This window comes from Caballeronia sp. LZ008, from assembly GCF_031451435.1.
In the GTDB taxonomy this organism is placed as follows: Bacteria; Pseudomonadota; Gammaproteobacteria; order Burkholderiales; family Burkholderiaceae; genus Caballeronia; species Caballeronia zhejiangensis.
In genome coordinates, this window is sequence record NZ_JARUXK010000001.1 from 1,847,790 (window position 1) to 1,864,452 (window position 16,663).

General features: G+C 64.6%; 15 protein-coding genes. 4 read left to right on the top strand and 11 right to left on the bottom strand.

Annotated elements, in window-relative coordinates; genetic code table 11:
- Positions 1–267 precede the first annotated feature (267 nt).
- From QCE49_RS08650 to sugE, 8 genes are all read right to left on the bottom strand, one after another.
- A complete protein-coding gene (locus QCE49_RS08650) occupies positions 268–702 on the bottom strand; it encodes a S8 family serine peptidase (RefSeq protein ID WP_250458357.1) in 435 nt (144 codons plus the stop codon).
- Between the two features lie 178 nt (positions 703–880).
- Entirely contained in the window at positions 881–1,756 is an 876-nt protein-coding gene (locus tag QCE49_RS08655; RefSeq protein ID WP_033535778.1) for a DUF5672 family protein, read from the bottom strand.
- A gap of 190 nt (positions 1,757–1,946) precedes the next feature.
- A complete protein-coding gene (locus QCE49_RS08660) occupies positions 1,947–2,525 on the bottom strand; it encodes a DUF924 family protein (protein WP_250458358.1) in 579 nt (192 codons plus the stop codon).
- A gap of 2 nt (positions 2,526–2,527) precedes the next feature.
- Positions 2,528–3,259 carry an alanyl-tRNA editing protein gene (locus QCE49_RS08665; RefSeq protein ID WP_008341926.1) on the bottom strand — a complete coding sequence of 244 codons (732 nt, stop codon included), beginning with the start codon at positions 3,257–3,259 and terminating at the stop codon, positions 2,528–2,530.
- 82 nt (positions 3,260–3,341) lie between these two features.
- Complete coding sequence (locus QCE49_RS08670; RefSeq protein WP_008341927.1) at positions 3,342–3,755, bottom strand: group II truncated hemoglobin; 414 nt, start codon at positions 3,753–3,755, stop codon at positions 3,342–3,344.
- Positions 3,756–3,772: 17 nt separating this feature from the next.
- Entirely contained in the window at positions 3,773–6,289 is a 2,517-nt protein-coding gene (locus QCE49_RS08675) for an ABC transporter permease (RefSeq protein WP_409017210.1), read from the bottom strand.
- 71 nt (positions 6,290–6,360) lie between these two features.
- The gene (locus tag QCE49_RS08680; protein ID WP_008341929.1) at positions 6,361–6,990 is read right to left on the bottom strand and encodes a DUF4126 domain-containing protein; all 630 of its coding nucleotides are present in this window, start codon (positions 6,988–6,990) and stop codon (positions 6,361–6,363) included.
- 233 nt (positions 6,991–7,223) lie between these two features.
- The gene (gene sugE / locus QCE49_RS08685; RefSeq protein ID WP_008341930.1) at positions 7,224–7,544 is read right to left on the bottom strand and encodes a quaternary ammonium compound efflux SMR transporter SugE; all 321 of its coding nucleotides are present in this window, start codon (positions 7,542–7,544) and stop codon (positions 7,224–7,226) included.
- Between the two features lie 244 nt (positions 7,545–7,788).
- Between sugE and QCE49_RS08690 the strand changes: the two genes are divergently transcribed.
- Together QCE49_RS08690 and cydB are read left to right on the top strand one after the other, a co-directional pair.
- Entirely contained in the window at positions 7,789–9,246 is a 1,458-nt protein-coding gene (locus QCE49_RS08690; protein ID WP_244807443.1) for a cytochrome ubiquinol oxidase subunit I, read from the top strand.
- A gap of 20 nt (positions 9,247–9,266) precedes the next feature.
- Complete coding sequence (gene cydB / locus QCE49_RS08695) at positions 9,267–10,274, top strand: cytochrome d ubiquinol oxidase subunit II (protein ID WP_034473035.1); 1,008 nt, start codon at positions 9,267–9,269, stop codon at positions 10,272–10,274.
- Here cydB and QCE49_RS08700 read toward each other — a convergent pair whose 3' ends face one another.
- The 3 genes from QCE49_RS08700 to QCE49_RS08710 are packed head-to-tail and all read right to left on the bottom strand — an operon-like array spanning position 10,275 to position 12,703.
- Positions 10,275–10,757 (bottom strand): hypothetical protein, encoded by a 483-nt coding sequence (locus tag QCE49_RS08700; RefSeq protein WP_034473033.1) that lies wholly within the window; start codon positions 10,755–10,757, stop codon positions 10,275–10,277.
- A 39-nt stretch (positions 10,758–10,796) separates the two neighbouring features.
- Positions 10,797–11,363: a peroxiredoxin gene (locus tag QCE49_RS08705; RefSeq protein WP_008341934.1), complete on the bottom strand. Its 567-nt coding sequence runs from the start codon at positions 11,361–11,363 to the stop codon at positions 10,797–10,799.
- A 41-nt stretch (positions 11,364–11,404) separates the two neighbouring features.
- Entirely contained in the window at positions 11,405–12,703 is a 1,299-nt protein-coding gene (locus tag QCE49_RS08710) for an EAL and HDOD domain-containing protein (protein WP_008341935.1), read from the bottom strand.
- 464 nt (positions 12,704–13,167) lie between these two features.
- Here QCE49_RS08710 and QCE49_RS08715 point away from each other — a divergent pair, with 464 nt between their 5' ends.
- Both QCE49_RS08715 and QCE49_RS08720 read left to right on the top strand, forming a co-directional pair.
- Positions 13,168–15,048, top strand: a complete 1,881-nt coding sequence (locus QCE49_RS08715; RefSeq protein ID WP_250458359.1) for a bifunctional diguanylate cyclase/phosphodiesterase — start codon at positions 13,168–13,170, stop codon at positions 15,046–15,048.
- 136 nt (positions 15,049–15,184) lie between these two features.
- Positions 15,185–16,657, top strand: coding sequence for an HDOD domain-containing protein (locus QCE49_RS08720; protein WP_008341937.1), 1,473 nt, complete (start codon positions 15,185–15,187; stop codon positions 16,655–16,657).
- Positions 16,658–16,663: the final 6 nt, after the last annotated feature.

Below are 16,663 nucleotides of genomic sequence, written 5' to 3' on the forward strand. Positions count from 1 at the left end.
TAAATCACTGGCATTCGACGCCATCTCAAAAGGCTGGGTCATTCATCGACGCGCATTTGGCGGCGAGAATATGGTTTTGACGGGGAAAGTGCGCGATCATTTTCGATGAAGCGAGCAAATCGATCGGGTGGCTGATGTCGCATATGTCGTTATCGACACCGAACTCAGGCGCGCGGCAACTGTTCAGTTCGTTGAAGGCCCGCGGCAGGCGAGCCTTCCATTCATACTCGACGACGTCTCGAGCGCGTAACAGCGGGATCTGCCTTGTCAGCTTCGTTTGATCGCCAGGATGCTCTCAACGGCCTTTCGGGCATTGATGAGACCCGCGCCACAACCCTCGGGACACTGTGCGGCCATCGATGTCGCCGTTGAAGTCAGGGCGGACTTTATCTCGTCGACGGTCGCCCCAGGGTTCGCCTCAAACATGAGTGCAATCACTCCTGCTACGTGCGGAATTGACTGCGATGTGCCACTCAATATCGAAAACATGGAGTTGGATGCGGGAACGGTCTTACCTGTATCGATGGTCGAGATGATCGATCCGCCGGGGGCCATCACAGTGACCGGCGGCCCGTAATTCGAGAATACAGCACGATTGCCACCGGAATCCGTTGCACCAACAGTGACGATCCCGTTGCAGTTCCCAGGCTGCTGCGTCGAAACTTCCCCCTTGCCGTTAGGCCCGTTTCCGGAAGCAGTCACTCATTACTCGGATACCTTATTTAATTCGTATACCTAATTTAACCGACCGTAAAACTGAACATTGCACCCAGATACTATGCGACCATGCCACCCTCCTCTGTCGATGATGATTACCAGAAAGCCCCGCTAGCGTCATCGTCTGGGGGCGATGTCTTCCAGTGTGTCGCCCTATGCCTGCTCACTCCGCAGCGAACGTTACGCGATACCCGCGCGCCTCCAACATACGCACGACATCCATTTCCCGGAATGCCCGCTGTGCCAAACTGCGTTTGACTTTGTACTCCACGCTCGGTGGATCGATGCTGACCAGACGGCGCCAGAAAGCGTGATGGCCGAAAAGGTCCATGAAATCGGCATCGCCATAGATAGGACCGGAATCTTCGACTGCAAAGCGCTTGCACAAATCGAGCGGGGCGTACTTGATCCCGACCGCCTCGAGTTGCGGACGCAAAGTGGCAGTCAGTTGCACGTCTTCATTGGGTGCGCGATTACTCCAGCGCATGCGAAATTCGCTGTTATCGAGTAATTCCGGCCGCGGAATCTCAACCTTGATTTCCGGATGATCCATCAATGCGCGCAACATGCGCCTGCTGCGCAGGCTGAAGCCTCCATTCAAAACAGGCCGCACGACATGGCCCGGACGATCTATCCGATCGCGCCATTTGAAGTGTGAAATCCATTCGGTACCGGCGGCCGATTCGACGCACGCCTGATGAACGGGTGCCCCTATGTAGTCGTAGTCGAAGAATTCGTCACGCCAGTTATTGCCGTCCAGAACCCAGCCATCATCCTGCAAGACGAGCGCGAAATCGGTGTCGATCAGCTTCCAAAGCGCAAACATCACGAACCAGCTGTATTCGTGGTAGTTCATGGGAGCGATCTTGCGGTGCGCGATTCCTTCAGGCAGCCCGCGCGGCGAATTCGGGCTGCAAAGTAATGCGCGCGCGCCTGGCATTTGTCTGCGACTCAATTCCAGCGCTGGAACGGCGCGCGTGGCGTCCTGCAAACCTGTTACGGAAACCAAAGTAATTCGATTAAAGTTCGCGCGCGTCATGCTGTTGCGATGGTCCGATATATGAATAGTGCCTTGATACAGCGGTATTCATATTAGGGGCGCATCGCTCATGCATCAATAGAACTAATCGGAAAACGGATCGTCAACGACCAATGTCAATCCGTTCGATCGACGATGTGACGCGGGCTTCCTCACGTAAAAGGGATGCGGCACACGCTTCGCCCGTGGGTCAAAACCCGCCATGCGCCGCCAGCCACGCCTCCTCATCGGCGCGCATTTCGCGTCCGAGAATCCGATTGCGATGCGGAAAGCGTCCGAAGCGCTCGACCACTTCCGCGTGCTCCAGCGCCGATTCATGGAAGCTCGAAACGCCGGTCTCTTCTTTCAGCTTTGCGAATAAGCGCAGCGCCTCGCGCTGGCTCCCCATCGATTCATCGTGCTCGAACGGCATGTACGCGAACGCGCGATGGTACGCACTCGGCAAGCGCAGATCGTCGCCGCGCTCGACCAGCGTCTTCGCCAGCGCGAGCGCACGCGCATCGCCCGCAAACGCGCGCGGCGTGTTCCGATGACAGTTGCGCGAAAACTGATCGATGAGCACGATCAGCGCAAGCGTGCCGAGCGGCGTGCTTTCCCACTCGCGCAAGCCGCCCGCGTGCGCCTCGTCGAGCAGCGCGCCGAAACGTTTGGTGAGCAGCGAATCGAAGACGCGCTTCTTCTTCCACCACAGCTTGCGATCCTGACCGAATTCCGCTGAACCGGGCGCGCCGAACCAGAGATCGAGCACGGCCTGAGCGCGCGGATCCATGTTCAGACGAGTTCCAGCACCAGTCGCCGCGTGCGCGCGCTCTTTTTCTCCAGCTTCGCGATGCGCAACTCGCCGATCTCCTCCGTGTTGCGCACATGCGTGCCGCCGCACGGCTGCAGATCGACATTCTCGATGCGCAAGAGACGCACGCGGCCGAGGCCCGTCGGCGGCTTCACGCTCATCGTGCGCACGAGCTCGGGACGCGCGGCCATTTCATCGTCGGTGATCCATTCGGTCTGCACGCCGTGCGCGCCGCCGATCAGCGCGTTGAGCTTCGCTTCGACGGCTTCGCGCTCGATCGGCTCGACCGTCGCGAGATCGAGCCGCGCGTATTCCGTCGTGATGCTGCAGCCGTCGACGGGATACGGCAGCACCGCGCAGATCAGATGGCTCGCCGTATGCAGCCGCATGCGCCGGTAACGCTGCGCCCAGTCGATCTCCGCGCTCACCTTGTCGCCGGTTTTCAGCTTCGCAAGCGCATCCTCCTGACCGGGCGCGGGAACGTGAACCGCGTCATCCGGCGTTGCGCCTTCGAACTTCGCCTTGCGCGTATCGGCGATCGCGATGACCGTGCCGTCCGCGAGCGTCAGCGTGCCGGCATCGCCCGCCTGACCGCCGCCGAGCGGATAGAACACGGTTTGATCGAGGTGGATGCCCTGCTCGTCGATGGCGGTGACGGTCGCGTCGCAACGCGTTTGATAAGCGTCCTCGCGAAAGAGTGCGCGTGTGCTCATGGTCGTGCTTCCTTGCGATGAGGCGAAAAAGCCGATGATGCATCAGCCGCGCCCCGCCTGAACCGGTACAAAAGAAAGCGAATCAACCGGGACGGTTGCGCATCCAGTCGGCGGTATCGAAGAACGAAGTGAGCAGCCGCTCGCGCAAGGATGCGTCGATGCCGATGTCTTCCATCGCCCACGCCATGCAGCGCAGCCATTGGTCGCGCTCGCTCGATGCAATCGCGAACGGCAGATGCCGCGCCCGCAAACGCGGGTGACCGAAGCGGCTGATGTAGTGATCCGGCCCGCCCATCCAGCCGCACAGGAACCAGAACGTCTTGTCGCGCGAATTGTCGAGCGTCGGCGGATGCAGCGCGCGGATGCCCGCGAACTCCGGCTCGAGGTCCATCAGATCATAGAAACGGTCGACGAGCGCGCGCACGCGCTCTTCGCCGCCGACCAGCTCGAAAGCGGTCGGCTTTTGCACATCGTCTTCGGGATTGACGTCGGTCATTGCTCTGATTCGAAAAACTACGCGTCGCGCAGCGATTGCAGCGCGGGGCGCGCCAATACGCGCCGCAGGCTCAGCCAGCCGCCGAGCCCCGCGCACGCGACGCCCGCGACGATGCCCACCGGCACGAGCCACGGATTGAAATCGATATGAAACTCGAACACGCGCGCCGCCAGCACATAGCCGATGCCCTGCGCGCCGACCGCGGCCATCAGCCCGGACAGCGCGCCCACGGCGACGAACTCGGCGACCTGCACCGAGCGGATCTGTCCGTGCGACGCGCCGAGCGCGCGCAACAGCGCCGATTCGCGCACGCGTTCATCGCGCGTGCCGGCAAGGGCCGCGTAGAGCACGAGCACGCCCGCCGCGAGCGTGAAGAGGAACAGGAACTGCACCGCGCCGATCACCTGCGCGAGCGTGCGATGAATCTGCGCGAGAATCGGCGCGATATCGATCGCCGTCACGTTCGGATAACGCGCGACGAGCCCGTCGATCACGCGTTGCTCGTCCGCCGGCAGATGAAAGCTCGTGATGAAGGTCGCGGGAAGATCGGCGAGCGCGTCGGGCGGCAGCAGCACGAAGAAGTTGACCTTGAACGAATTCCAGTCGACCTTGCGCACGCTCGTCACCGGCGCTTCGACCGGCAGTCCGGCGACGTCGAAACGCAGCACGTCGCCCATCTTCACGCGGATCGTCTTCGCGATGCCCTCTTCGATCGACACCTGCGGCTTGCCGTCTTTGCCGAACCACGCGCCTTGCGTGACGCGGTTATCGCCGGGCAGTTCGGTCGTGTACGACAGATTGAATTCGCGATCGACGAGGCGCTTCGCGTCGGCACGGTCGTAGTTGTCCGGATTCACAGCCTTGCCGTTGATGGCGACGAGACGCGCGCGCACCATCGGCGAAAGCGCGGCGTCGGGCTGGCCGTGCGCGTGCAGATAGTCGAGCACGCCGGCGCGCTGGTCCGGCTGAATGTCGATGAGAAACTGATTCGGCGCGTCGGGCGGCGTCGCGTCGCGCCAGCCCTTGATGAGATCGTTGCGCGTCATGCCGATGAGCAGCAAACACATCAGCCCGATGCCGAGCGCGGTGATTTGCAGCGCGCTCGACCCGCTGCGCCGCTCCAGCGACGCGAGCGCATAACGCCAGCCGACGCCCGCGCGGCTGCGCTCGCGCCGCACGAAGCGCGCCGCCGCCCAGAGCGCCGCGCGCGCGATCGCGCCGAACACGAGCAGGCCCGCCGCGAAACCGCCCGCGACGATGCCGCCGAGCTTCAACTCGCCCGCCGCGACGATCAAAAGCGCCGCGAACAGCAGCACGCCGACGCCATACGCGGCATGGGCGACGCGTTGCGCATCGCCGAGTTCGCGCCGGATGACATGCACCGGCGGCACGCGCGTGATCGGCAGAAGCGGCGGCAGCGCGAAGCCGAGCAGCAGCACGAGCCCCATCGCGACGCCTTCCAGCGCGGGCCAGACGCTCGGCTGCGGCAGTTCGACATCGACGAGCGAGCCGAGCCAGTTCAGCAGCACGAGATGCCCGCCGAAACCGAGCACGACGCCCGCCGCGCTGCCGATCAGGCCGATCGCCAGAAATTCGTTCAGGAAGAGCGCGCGCAGCGTGCGCTGGCTGACGCCGAGACAGCGCATCGCGGCGCAGCCGTCGAGATGACGCCGCGCGAAACGATGCGCCGCCATCGCGATCGCGACCGCCGCGAGCAGCGCCGTCAACAGCGACACCAGCGTGAGGAAGTGGCTCGCGCGATCGATCGTCTGGCGCACTTGCGGCTGGCCGTCGGAGAGCGATTCCAGCGCGACGCCGCGCAGCTTGCCGCCATCGACGTTCTCGCGCGCGAACTTCGCGAACTGCTCGACCTGGCTGTCGGAACCGGCGACGAGCAGGCGATACGTCACGCGGCTGCCGTAGCCGATGAGTCCCGTGGCGGCGATTTCGTCGGCGCGCATCATCAGGCGCGGCGAGAAGTTGACGAACGAGAAGCCGCGATCCAGTTCGCGCGTGATGACGCCCGCGACCGTGAACGTGCGCGTGCCGACTTTCACCGTGCCGCCGACCTTCGTCTTGAGCGCATCGAGCAAGGCGGCGTCGACCCAGACGGTGCCGGGCGCGGGAATGCCGTGCGCGGGCGCATCGGCGGCGTCGACGGCGGGCGCGATGCGCAGCGCGCCGCGCAACGGATAGCCCTGCGTCACGCCCTTGATCGCCGCGAGGCGCGAGAGCGGCTGCGCGGACGTCGAACTGATCATGCTCGGGAAAATCGTCGTGCCCGCCGTCTCGAGTCCGAGCGATTTCGCTTGCGTTGCGAACATCGGATCGACGGGATGATCGGCGCGCACGACGAAATCGGCGGCGATCATCTGGCGTCCGTCGCGCGCGAGCCCTTGGCGCATGCGATCCGCGAGAAACCCGACGCTGGAGAGCGCCGCCACCGCCAGCACCAGCGCGAGCAGCAGCATCGTGAGCTCGCCCGCGCGCCAGTCGCGGCCGGTCATGCGCCACGCCTGACGCATCGTCTGCATGAAACCGAGCGTGATGTGCGGATGCGAATGTCCTGCCTTACGTGCGGCCTGATCGTTCCTGAATGCGGTGCTCAATCGTGCTTGCTCCGCAGCCGGTTCATCCGATGTTCCGAGCTCGGCAGCATGTGCTTGGCCATGCGCGACACCCCGCCGTGCACGCCGCGCGCGAGCCTCGGCAGCGCCCAGCCCGCCAGCACCAGAAACGCGAGAAGCAGCACGAGAAACAGCAGCGGCACGAAGAGCGCGAGCGCGATGCCGGTGACCGCGCCGACATCCTCGGTCGCCGACGCCGCCCAGTTCGACACCGGCTCCGGCGACAGATTGATGAGCGCCCGCGTGCCCGCCTTCGCGAAATGCGATGCACCGGCGAGCGTGCCGCCCGCGAGCGCGGCGATGGTGAGCATGGCGGGATCGGCGTGGCCGAGGGAGCCGGCGGCGAGCACCGCGCCCGCCGGAATGCGGATGAACGTGTGCACCGCGTCCCACAGGGAATCGAAGGCGGGAATTTTATCGGCGAGAAATTCGACGACCGCGAGCACGCCCGCGACGCCGATCACCCACGGCGAGCCGAGCACCGCAAGCGAATCCGGCAGGTGAACGATTCCCATGCGCTGGAACATGCCGGCGATGAAAACAGTGAGATACAGGCGCAGCCCGCTCGCCCATGACAGGCCCGCTGCGAGCGAAAGTGACTCAAGCATTGCCGTCTCCCTGAATGCTGCCTGCCGCCGGCGTTCGCCGCTACGGGACGATTTGCCGACTGAAAAGAGCGGTCTTTGCGGCAGATGCCGGAAGAAGCCGCCTACATCCGCGAAGATAGGATGAAAAAGCGCAAAACGTTGCGCTCAGACAAATGCGGATGACCTCGAACCATTATATCCACGCAAATACGCGCGGTGCAGCACGGTTCAAGCGATTGGCGTTCCCGGCGCCCTCAGTGTCCTGACGAGAGCTTGAGCCCGATCAGCCCGGCGACGATCAGCACCGCGCTCAGGATGCGCGCCGCCGACAGCGCTTCGCCCATGAACACGATTCCGAAGACGAACGCGCCGACCGCGCCGATGCCCGTCCAAACGGCGTAGGCCGTGCCGAGCGGCAGTTGCTTCATGGCCATCGCGAGCAGGACGAAGCTGCCGAGCGCGGTGATGACGGTAAAGACGGACGGTCCGAGCCGGGTGAAGCCTTCGGACGATTTGAGACCGGCCGCCCAGGCGACTTCCAGCAGACCGGCGACGAAAAGAAGAATCCAGGACATCGAGCGACTCCCTTGAAAAATGGGGCCGTCCCCGACGAAACGATGCGCATGCGGTCGTCCGCATGGCTTAGGCGCGAAAGCCGAAGATTGTACCAAACGGGTGCATTCGCGGCACGCGCACGCGGCGCTTCGCCGCGCGGCGTGTGGTCGCGCTCCTTGAAACCATGCTATTAAGGAGAAAAGCGCCCGCGCGAGGCGCGCCTTTCGACACATCCGCTGCAAAAAGCCTGAACAAGGAGCGTTCATGGATGTCGACTCGGTCCTGCTCTCCCGCTTCCAGTTCGCGTGGGTCGTCGCCTTTCACATTCTGTTGCCGGCCTTCACGGTCGGTCTGTCGTGCTTCATCGCGACGCTCGAATTCAACTGGTGGATCACGAAGCGCGACGTCTATCGTCGCCTGTCGGCGTTCTGGCTGAAAATTTTCGCGGTGTCGTTCGGCATGGGCGTGGTGTCGGGCATCGTGATGCCGTTTCAGTTCGGCACCAACTGGAGCCGTTTTTCGGATGCGACCGCGAACGTCGTCGGCCCGCTGATGGGCTACGAAGTGCTGACGGCGTTCTTCCTCGAATCGGCGTTTCTCGGCGTGCTGCTCTTCGGGCGCAAGCTCGTGCCGCAGTGGGCGCATGTGATGTCGGCGATTTTCGTCGCGGCGGGCACCGTGATCTCGTCGTTCTGGATTCTCGCCGTCAATAGCTGGATGCAGACGCCGCAAGGCCACCGCGTGCTGCCGGACGGCCGCTTCGAAGTGGTGAGCTTCTTCGACGTGATCTTCACGCCGTCGTTTCCGTACCGGCTCGGGCACACGGTGAGCGCGTTTCTCGTGACGGCCGGCTTCGTGATTCTCGGCGTCGGCGCGATGTATCTGCGCCAGCGCCGCGCGCTCGAGGAAAGCCGCGTGATGGTGAAGATGTCGCTGATCTTTCTCATCATCATGGTGCCGGTGCAGATGGTGATCGGCGACGCGCATGGACTCAACACGCTCAAGCATCAGCCGGCCAAGCTCGCGGCGATGGAAGCGCTCTGGGAATCCGGCACGCGCGTTCCAGCCAATCTCTTCTCGATTCCCGATCAGGACGAGGAACGCAATCACTTCGAAATCTCGATTCCGGTGCTCGGCAGCATTTATCTCACGCACGACCCCAACGGCTACGTGCGCGGCCTCAAGGACTTTCCGCGCGAGGACCGGCCGCCCGTCGCGGTCGTGTTCTTCGCGTTTCACATCATGGTCGGCATCGCGCTGCTGATGTTCGCGCTCGTGCTGTGGGGCATCGTGCAGTTCGCGCGCGGGCGCATCGAGACGAGCACGCGCTGGCTGCGCGCGGCGACGTGGGCGATGCCGCTCGGCTTCATCGCGGTGATCGCCGGCTGGACGACGACCGAGGCCGGCCGTCAGCCGTGGACGGTCTACGGCATCCTGCGCACGAAGGATTCGGTGACGCCCTCGCTCACCGCCGCCGATGTCGGTCTCTCGTGGCTGCTCTATGTGCTCGCCTATCTCGTGATCTTCGGCGCGGGTTTGTTCCTACTGCGGCGGCTGGTGCGCGTCGGGCCGGCCGAAGTCGGCCATGCGCACGAAAAGGACGAACTCGATACGAAGGCGCGCGCGGCGCGTCCGCTGTCGGCGGTATCGGCGGGCGCGAACGGCGCGACGCCCCGCGTGAGCGAGGACGACATCGTGCCGCCCGGCCGCGGACGCAAATAAGCAACGAACCGGAGAACGCGATGCTCGATCTCGTGCCGCTGTGGGCCGCCATTCTCGCGCTGGCGGTGTTCATGTATGTGCTGCTCGACGGCTTCGATCTCGGCGTAGGCATGGTTTTTCTGCTGCGCCGCGACGCCGAATCGCGCAATCTGATGATCAACTCCGTCGCGCCCGTCTGGGACTTCAACGAGACCTGGCTCATTCTCGGCGGCGGCGGATTGTTCGCGGTGTTTCCGCTCGCGTTCGCGATCATCGTGCCGGCCGTTTATTTCCCGATTCTCTTCATGCTGCTCGGGCTGATCTTTCGCGGCGTCGCGTTCGAATTCCGCGAAGTGACCGGCGCGCGCAAATGGCTGTGGGACGGGGCGTTCGGCTGCGGCTCGCTCGTCGCGACGTTCTCGCAGGGCATCGTGCTCGGCATGTTCATCCAGGGCTTCCCGATCGAAGGCCGCGTCTACGCCGGCACGAGCTGGAACTGGGTCGCGCCGTTTCCGTTGCTCGTCGGCGTAGGGCTGATCTTCGGCTATGCGCTGCAAGGCACGACGTGGCTCGTGCTCAAGACCGAAGGCGAACTGCAGGACTGGAGCCGCAAGATGGCGCGCTATGCGCTCATCGGCGTGATCGCGTTCATTCTGCTCATCAGCCTGTGGACGCCGCTCAAGGACGCGCGCATTGCCGCGCGCTGGTTTGCCTTCCCCGACAGTCTCGCCTTCGCGCCGGTGCCTGTGCTCACCGTGCTGCTCGCGTGGACGCTCTGGTCGAGCCTCGCGAAAGACCGCGACGTGCTGCCGTTCCTGTGCTCGATCGGGCTCTTCTTTCTCGCGTTCACGGGGCTCGTCATCAGCCTGTGGCCGTTCATCGCGCCGCCTTCGGTCACGCTCTGGGATGCGTCCGCCGCGCCCTTGTCGCATCAGTTTCTGCTGATCGGGACGATGTTTCTGCTGCCCGTCCTGATGATCTACGTGATCTGGTCGTACTGGGTGTTCCGCGGCAAGGTACGCGGCGACATGGGTTATCACGCGGAATAGTCAGAGCTTCTGCTGCGTGGCGAGCGACAGGATGCGCGCCCATTTGTGCGCCTCGCCGCGATCGCGCATCGGCAGCGTCCATTCGCCGTGCTTCGCGTCCCGCACGTCGAGCACGACCTGCCACGCGCCGTTCGTTCCATTCGCCTGCCGCATGCGCGCGCCGCGCAGGTCCGCGAAGATATAGCTGCCGCGCTCGTCGCCGACGCGCACATCGCACAGACGCTTGCCCGCCGCGACCCGCACGCCGCCCCAGTCGGATTTGAGTTCGTGGGTCCAGTCGCCGTGTTCGCCTTTGCGCAGATTCGGCGCGATCTCGCGGCGGCTCGCGAGCCAGCGCATCACGCCCGCCGCGATGATCGCCAGCACGACGATCGCAACCGCCACCGCGACGCCGAGGCCGAAGTGCGCGTGTAGCGCGTCGAACGACCATATCGCGCCGTAAATCAGCAATCCTAAGACGATCAGTCCGACGACGATGGGCATCGCGCCTCCCGCACGCTCAATCGATGAGACCGCAGCGTATCACTGCGCCTTGTGCTTCGCGTTCCAGTCGCGCAGCGCCTGCAGCGTGTTGGCGACGTGCTGGTCCGGCGACAGGCTCGTGTATTCGTAGATGACGCGGCCGTCGGGCGCGATCACGTAGGACACGCGCTTGGCCATCGTGCTTTTCATCGGCATGGAGGCGTCGTAGGACTTGATGATCTTCGAGTTTTCGTCCGCCGCGACCGGAAACTTGCTGCGGCATTCGCTCACCGAAAACTTCTTCAACGTATCGATGTTGTCGTGCGACACGCCGATGACCGTCGCGCCTTCGGCCTTGTACTGATCGACCGCTTCCGCGAACTCATGCGCCTCGATCGTGCAGCCCTTCGTGAACGCCGCCGGATAGAAGTACAGCACGACCGGGCCTTTCTTGAGGGCATCGGCGAGCGAATAGTCGTACACGTTGCCGCCGAGCGACGCCTGCGCGGTGAAGTCGGGCGCGGCATCCCCGGGCTTGAGCGTCGCGCCTGCGACGAGCGGATAAACGGCCGCGGCCGCGGCCATCGCCAGAACAGCAGCCGCTTTCATACCGGAAAATCTTTTCATGCGCGCTCCTTTCGAAGACCTCGTTCATGCAAAGACGCCGGCTATGCGTCGTCCTCGCCCTGATCCATCCGGTGTTGCGCGAACCACGCCGCCGCTTCGAATTGCAGTTTAGCGAGCACCGCGGGCGTGAGCACGTCGAGCGATGGCTGCGCGTGCCGGCTCGCGTCGATGGCGGGCGCATCGCCCCGCTCGGCAGCCCGCGCGATGCCGAGCAGCGCGCCGAGCAAGCCTTCGCCCGCGAGAATGGCCGTGCGGATTTCGGCCGCCAGATGGAGCTTATCGAGAATTTCCACGGGCTGCATGTTCAGCACGACATGCACGAGCGAGAAGATGCCGGTCATGAACGCGGCGTCGGAGAAGGCTTCGTCGGCGGGACGCAGCTTTTCGGCCGCGAGCTCCAGGAAGCGCGCGCGCGTGCCGACGAGTTGCAGCAGCGGATCCGAGCGCCACGGCAAACCGCTGCCGTCCGCGTAAAGCAGCAGCTGCGCCCAGCGCATCAACTGGCGCGTGCCGGTCGCGGCGATCGCCTCGCGCAACGACGACACGCGCCGCCCGCGCGTCTGCGCACTCGAATTCGCGAGACGCATCAGCTGCACGACGATATCCGGATTGCGCTTCAGTTCCGCTTCCAGCTCGCGCAGGCCCGGCTCGCCGGCGAGCACGGCCATGAGGCGCAGGAGCGAGCCGCGCGCCGGGCTCTCGCGCCGCGCCGAAAGCACCTGCGGCCGCGCGAAGAAATAGCCCTGAAAGAGATCGAAGCCGAGACGTTTGGCGCGCGTCAGATCGTCGAACGTCTCGATCTTTTCCGCCACGAGCAGCTTGCCGCGCCGCTTCACCTCCGCAGCGAGTAGCGGCAGATGCCGATCGTCCGCGGCGAGGAAATCGACCTTGACGATATCGACGGTCGGCAGCGCGGCGTGCAGCGCGTCGTCGAGCTTCACGACGTCGTCGAGCGCGAAGCGAAAGCCCGCGTTGCGCAACTGCGCGCAGCGTTTGAATAGCGACTCGTCGAACGTGATGCTTTCCAGCAGCTCCAGCACGAAACGCTCGGGCTGCATGATGTGGACGATGTCGTCGAACAGCAGCTCGCGGTTCATGTTCACGTAACCGGGATGCGGCCCGAGCACCGCCGGCACGCCCATTTCGCCGATCGTGCGCGCGACGACATGCGCGGTCGCCTGCACGTCGTCGTGGATGCGGGCGCGATTGTCGGGGCTGTCGCGAAAGAGCAGTTCGTAGGCGACGAGCGCGCCTTCGCCGTCGAGGATCGGCTGACGCCCGACGTAGACGCTTTGCCCGCGCCGCGCCGATGCCGCGCGCTTCAGGGAAGAATCGGGCATGGCGCGGACCGGTCGGATGCGCGCGGCGGCGCCGTGAAGCGTTGCGTGATGGCCGGCTCGATGGCCTTGGCTATGGCACAGGCCGGCCGCTTGGTGGATTCGATCATGGGGCGAACGAGTCGAACGGAATTCTGATGGTCAACAGCACGGCGAAAGCCCTGCGTCCGGCGGCACACCGACGAGAGAACGGGTTCCCGGCCGCAAACGCGCCACTGTAACCGAATTCTCCTGACGAGATAATATGAAACCTCATATCGACAATAACTGGACATTCTTGATGCCGCGATGCGCCCGCCGCATCCGCGCCGCCGGTTAAAGAAATCCCCGATCGCGCCGATAACTCGCCTGATAGAGCGTGTCGCGCCTCATTGCGGCACGTCCCGGCCGGAACCCGCGAGGCGCGTGTTCCGCGCGCCGCCGCCTGGCCGAAACAGCAGGCGCAGCCGCCAGAAACCAACGAGACCATGCAAGCGAACCGGATCAACGTCTCCCGCCGCGCACCGTGGCGCATCGCGCTCGATGCGCTCTCTCGCGCATGGGGAAGCGCCGCGCGCGAGCGGCATCCCGAGAGCGCCGGGGAGCCGCCCGCGCCCGCGACATCGCCTAAGGCCGGCGCGCCGGATGCGCCCGTCGCCGCCGTCGCGAATGCCCTGACCGACGCGTCCGAGGCCACGCTCGGGGCGGTCGACTTCCTCGCCCAGCTCGACGACGCGCTGCGCTTCCAGTATGTATCGGATGCGAGCATCGAGTTCATCGGCTATCACCGCGATTATCTGAGCATGCTGACGCTGCACGATCTCGTCGCATCCGAGGAAGCCGACGAGCTGCATGAGCTCGTCGCGCGGGCGCGCGTGAGCGGCAAGCTCGAATCGGCGACGCTGACGGTCGTGAAGTCGCTCACCTATCCGATCTGCGTCGAGTTGCGGCTCGTGTCGACGGCCGCGCGCGGCATGCCCGGCTTCGCGCTCGCCGCCTTCGACGTGACGCACTGGCGCGAGCGCGAAGCGGCGCTCGTGCATACGATCAATCACGATGCGCTGACGGGCCTCGACAATCTCATCGCCCTGAAGGCCGCGATCGTTGCGGCGCAGGACGAAGCCGAACTCACGCGCACGCACGCGGGACTCGTGCTGCTCGACATCGACGATTATCAGCGCATCAACCGCGCGCTCGGCTACGACGCCGGCGACGAGCTGCTGCGCGAAACCGCGCGGCGCATCCAGCATACGGCGGGACACGGCGAGCGCGTCGCGCGCGTGGCCGGCGACGAATTCGCCGTGCTGCTGCCGCCCGGCACCACGGCGGAACTCGCCGAAAGTCTCGGGCGGCGCTTGCTCACCGCGATCGCGCAGCCCTACCGGCATCGCGGGCAGCACACGCATTTGTCGGCGAGCGTGGGCGTCGCGCTGTATCCGGATCAGGCGGGCAGGCTCGCGAAAAGCGAAGCGCAGACCAACCTCTTGCGCATGGCCGATCAGGCGCTCGCGCAGGCGAAGGAATCGGGCGGCAATGCGCTCGTCTTCCACACGATCGACGACAACCCCGCCGACGCCGAGCGCCTCAAGCTCGAAGCGGACCTGTACGAAGCCGTGCGCAACGGTGAGTTCTCGCTCTACTTCCAGCCGATCACGAAGATCCGCACGGGCGCGGTGGTCGGCGTGGAAGCGCTGATGCGCTGGAATCATCCGGTGCACGGGCTCGTGCCGCCGTCGACGTTCATTCCGCTCGCGGAATCCATCGGCCTCATCAATTATCTGGGCAACTGGGTGCTGAAGGCCGCGTGCATGCAGATCGTGCAGTGGGACGCGATCGGCATCCGGCTCGATTACGTGTCGGTGAACGTGTCGCCGCAGCAGTTCCGCGACAAACGATTCACCGCCGCAGTGAAGGAAGCGCTCGCGCTCACCGGCATCGACGCGCGGCGGCTCGTGTTCGAGATCACCGAAAGCCTTTTGATGCACGATCCGGAGGAAGCGACGCGCCTGCTCGAAACGCTGACGACGATCGGCATCCGCTTCGCCGTCGACGATTTCGGCACCGGCTATTCGAGCCTCGCCTATTTGCAACGTTTTCCGCTCTCGAAGCTCAAGATCGACCGCAGCTTTGTCGAGAACCTGATTACGTCCCGAAACAATCGCGCGATCGTGAGCGCGGTGGTCGGGCTGGCGCAATCGCTCGGACTGGAGCTGGTGGCCGAAGGCGTCGAAACCGAGGCGCAGCGGGATTTGCTCGCGGACCTCGGATGCGACCATATTCAGGGCTGGCTCATCAGCCATGCGTTGCCGTCGGACGAGCTGGCGCGCTCGTTCCAGTCGCATTCGCTCGTATTGCACGAGACATTATGAACGGACGATTGTTCGTGTTTTAATCGAAGCACGCGCCGTAACTCCCTAATAACGTGTACATTTCGTTGTTGGGTGCTGGATTGCAGGACCGCCTCGGGTTAGCCGTCGCGTAACGAACGAGTTCTTATTTTTTGCAATGGCACGCACCAAGGCCGAACTACTGGACAAGCTGTGGTCGCGCATGAGCGAGCGCGGGGATTTCCCCATGCTGTCTCAGGCGCTGCGCTCGACTGTGTCCGCAATGAGCGATGACGACCTCGACTTCACGTCCCTCGTGCAAGTCGTGCTGTCGGACGTCGGCCTCACGCAGAAGGTGCTGCGGCTCGCCAACTCGGCGATGTACATCGCGTTCGGCGGCAACATCACCACCGTCACGCGCGCGTTGATGGTGCTCGGCATGGACGCCGTCGGTCATCTCGTCGTCGGGTTGAAGCTCGTCGACCACTTCCATCAGAGCGCGCCGCGCCGTATCGACGCGAAGCTCGAACTGAACCGCACCCTGCTCTCGGGCGCGGTCGCGCGGCAGCTCACCGAGCACAAGGACTTGCGCTCCGCGGAGGAAGCGGTCGTCTGCACGCTGATGCGGCAGATCGGCAAGCTGCTCGTCGCGTTCTATCTCGAACACGAGTGGGATCAGTTGCGCCGCAAGGCCGCTTCGGAAAACATCCCCGACAGCGCCGCCTGTGCCGCGCTGCTCGGCGTCACCTTCGACGAGATCGGCCTCGAAGCGGCGGACCGCTGGCGTCTGCCCGAGACGATTCGCGAAGGCATGCGCGCGACCGATCCGAACGCGCCCGTCGATGAAACCGTGCCGAAGCACGTTCGCTGGCTGCGCGCGATCTCCAACTATTCGACCGAAGTCGCGGACGCGCTCACGGCGCAAAACGTGGCCGCGGACGGCCGCGAATCGGTGCTCTTCGATATCGCGAACCGCTACACCGGACCGCTCAACACCGACGCCGACACGCTCACGTCGATGAGCCTCGCGCTCGCGAACGAAGAAGCGAGCGACGGCGTGATGCGCGAGATCTCCGAGCTGCAGGCCAACGCCGATGCCATGGCGCGCGCGAACGTATCGGCGGAGGCGCGCATCGGCGCGAGCGTCGCGGACTTGCGCTCGTTGCCGTCGAAGAATGCGCTCGCGCCGGCGCTCGCGCTCGCGTCGGAATCGATACTCGGCAGCCTGCATCTGTCGCGCACCGTGGTGTTCGTGCGCCAGGCCAACAACGAATTCCACGCGCGTCTCGGCCTCGGCGCGGGCGTCGAGCCGATGTTGCCGAAACTGCGCTTCTCGGCGGAGTTCCGGCCCGACGTGTTTCATCTCGCGATCAGCAATCCGGTGGGCATCTTCATCGAGAACGCGCACGACGCGCGCATCGACGCCCGCCTGCCGCGCTGGTACAAGGAGACGCTCGGCGAAGCGCAGGCGTTCGTCGTGCTGCCGGTGAAATCGAACGATACGACCGTCGCGCTGATCTACGGCGACTGGACCTCGCCGCAACACGTGCGCAAGATCTCGCCCGCCGAGATGAGCGCACTGAACGAGCTCACGAAGGAGCTGAGCCGTTTTTTCTTTAGCGCGAACTGGAAGGAAGTCGAGCTCATCTGAGCGGCT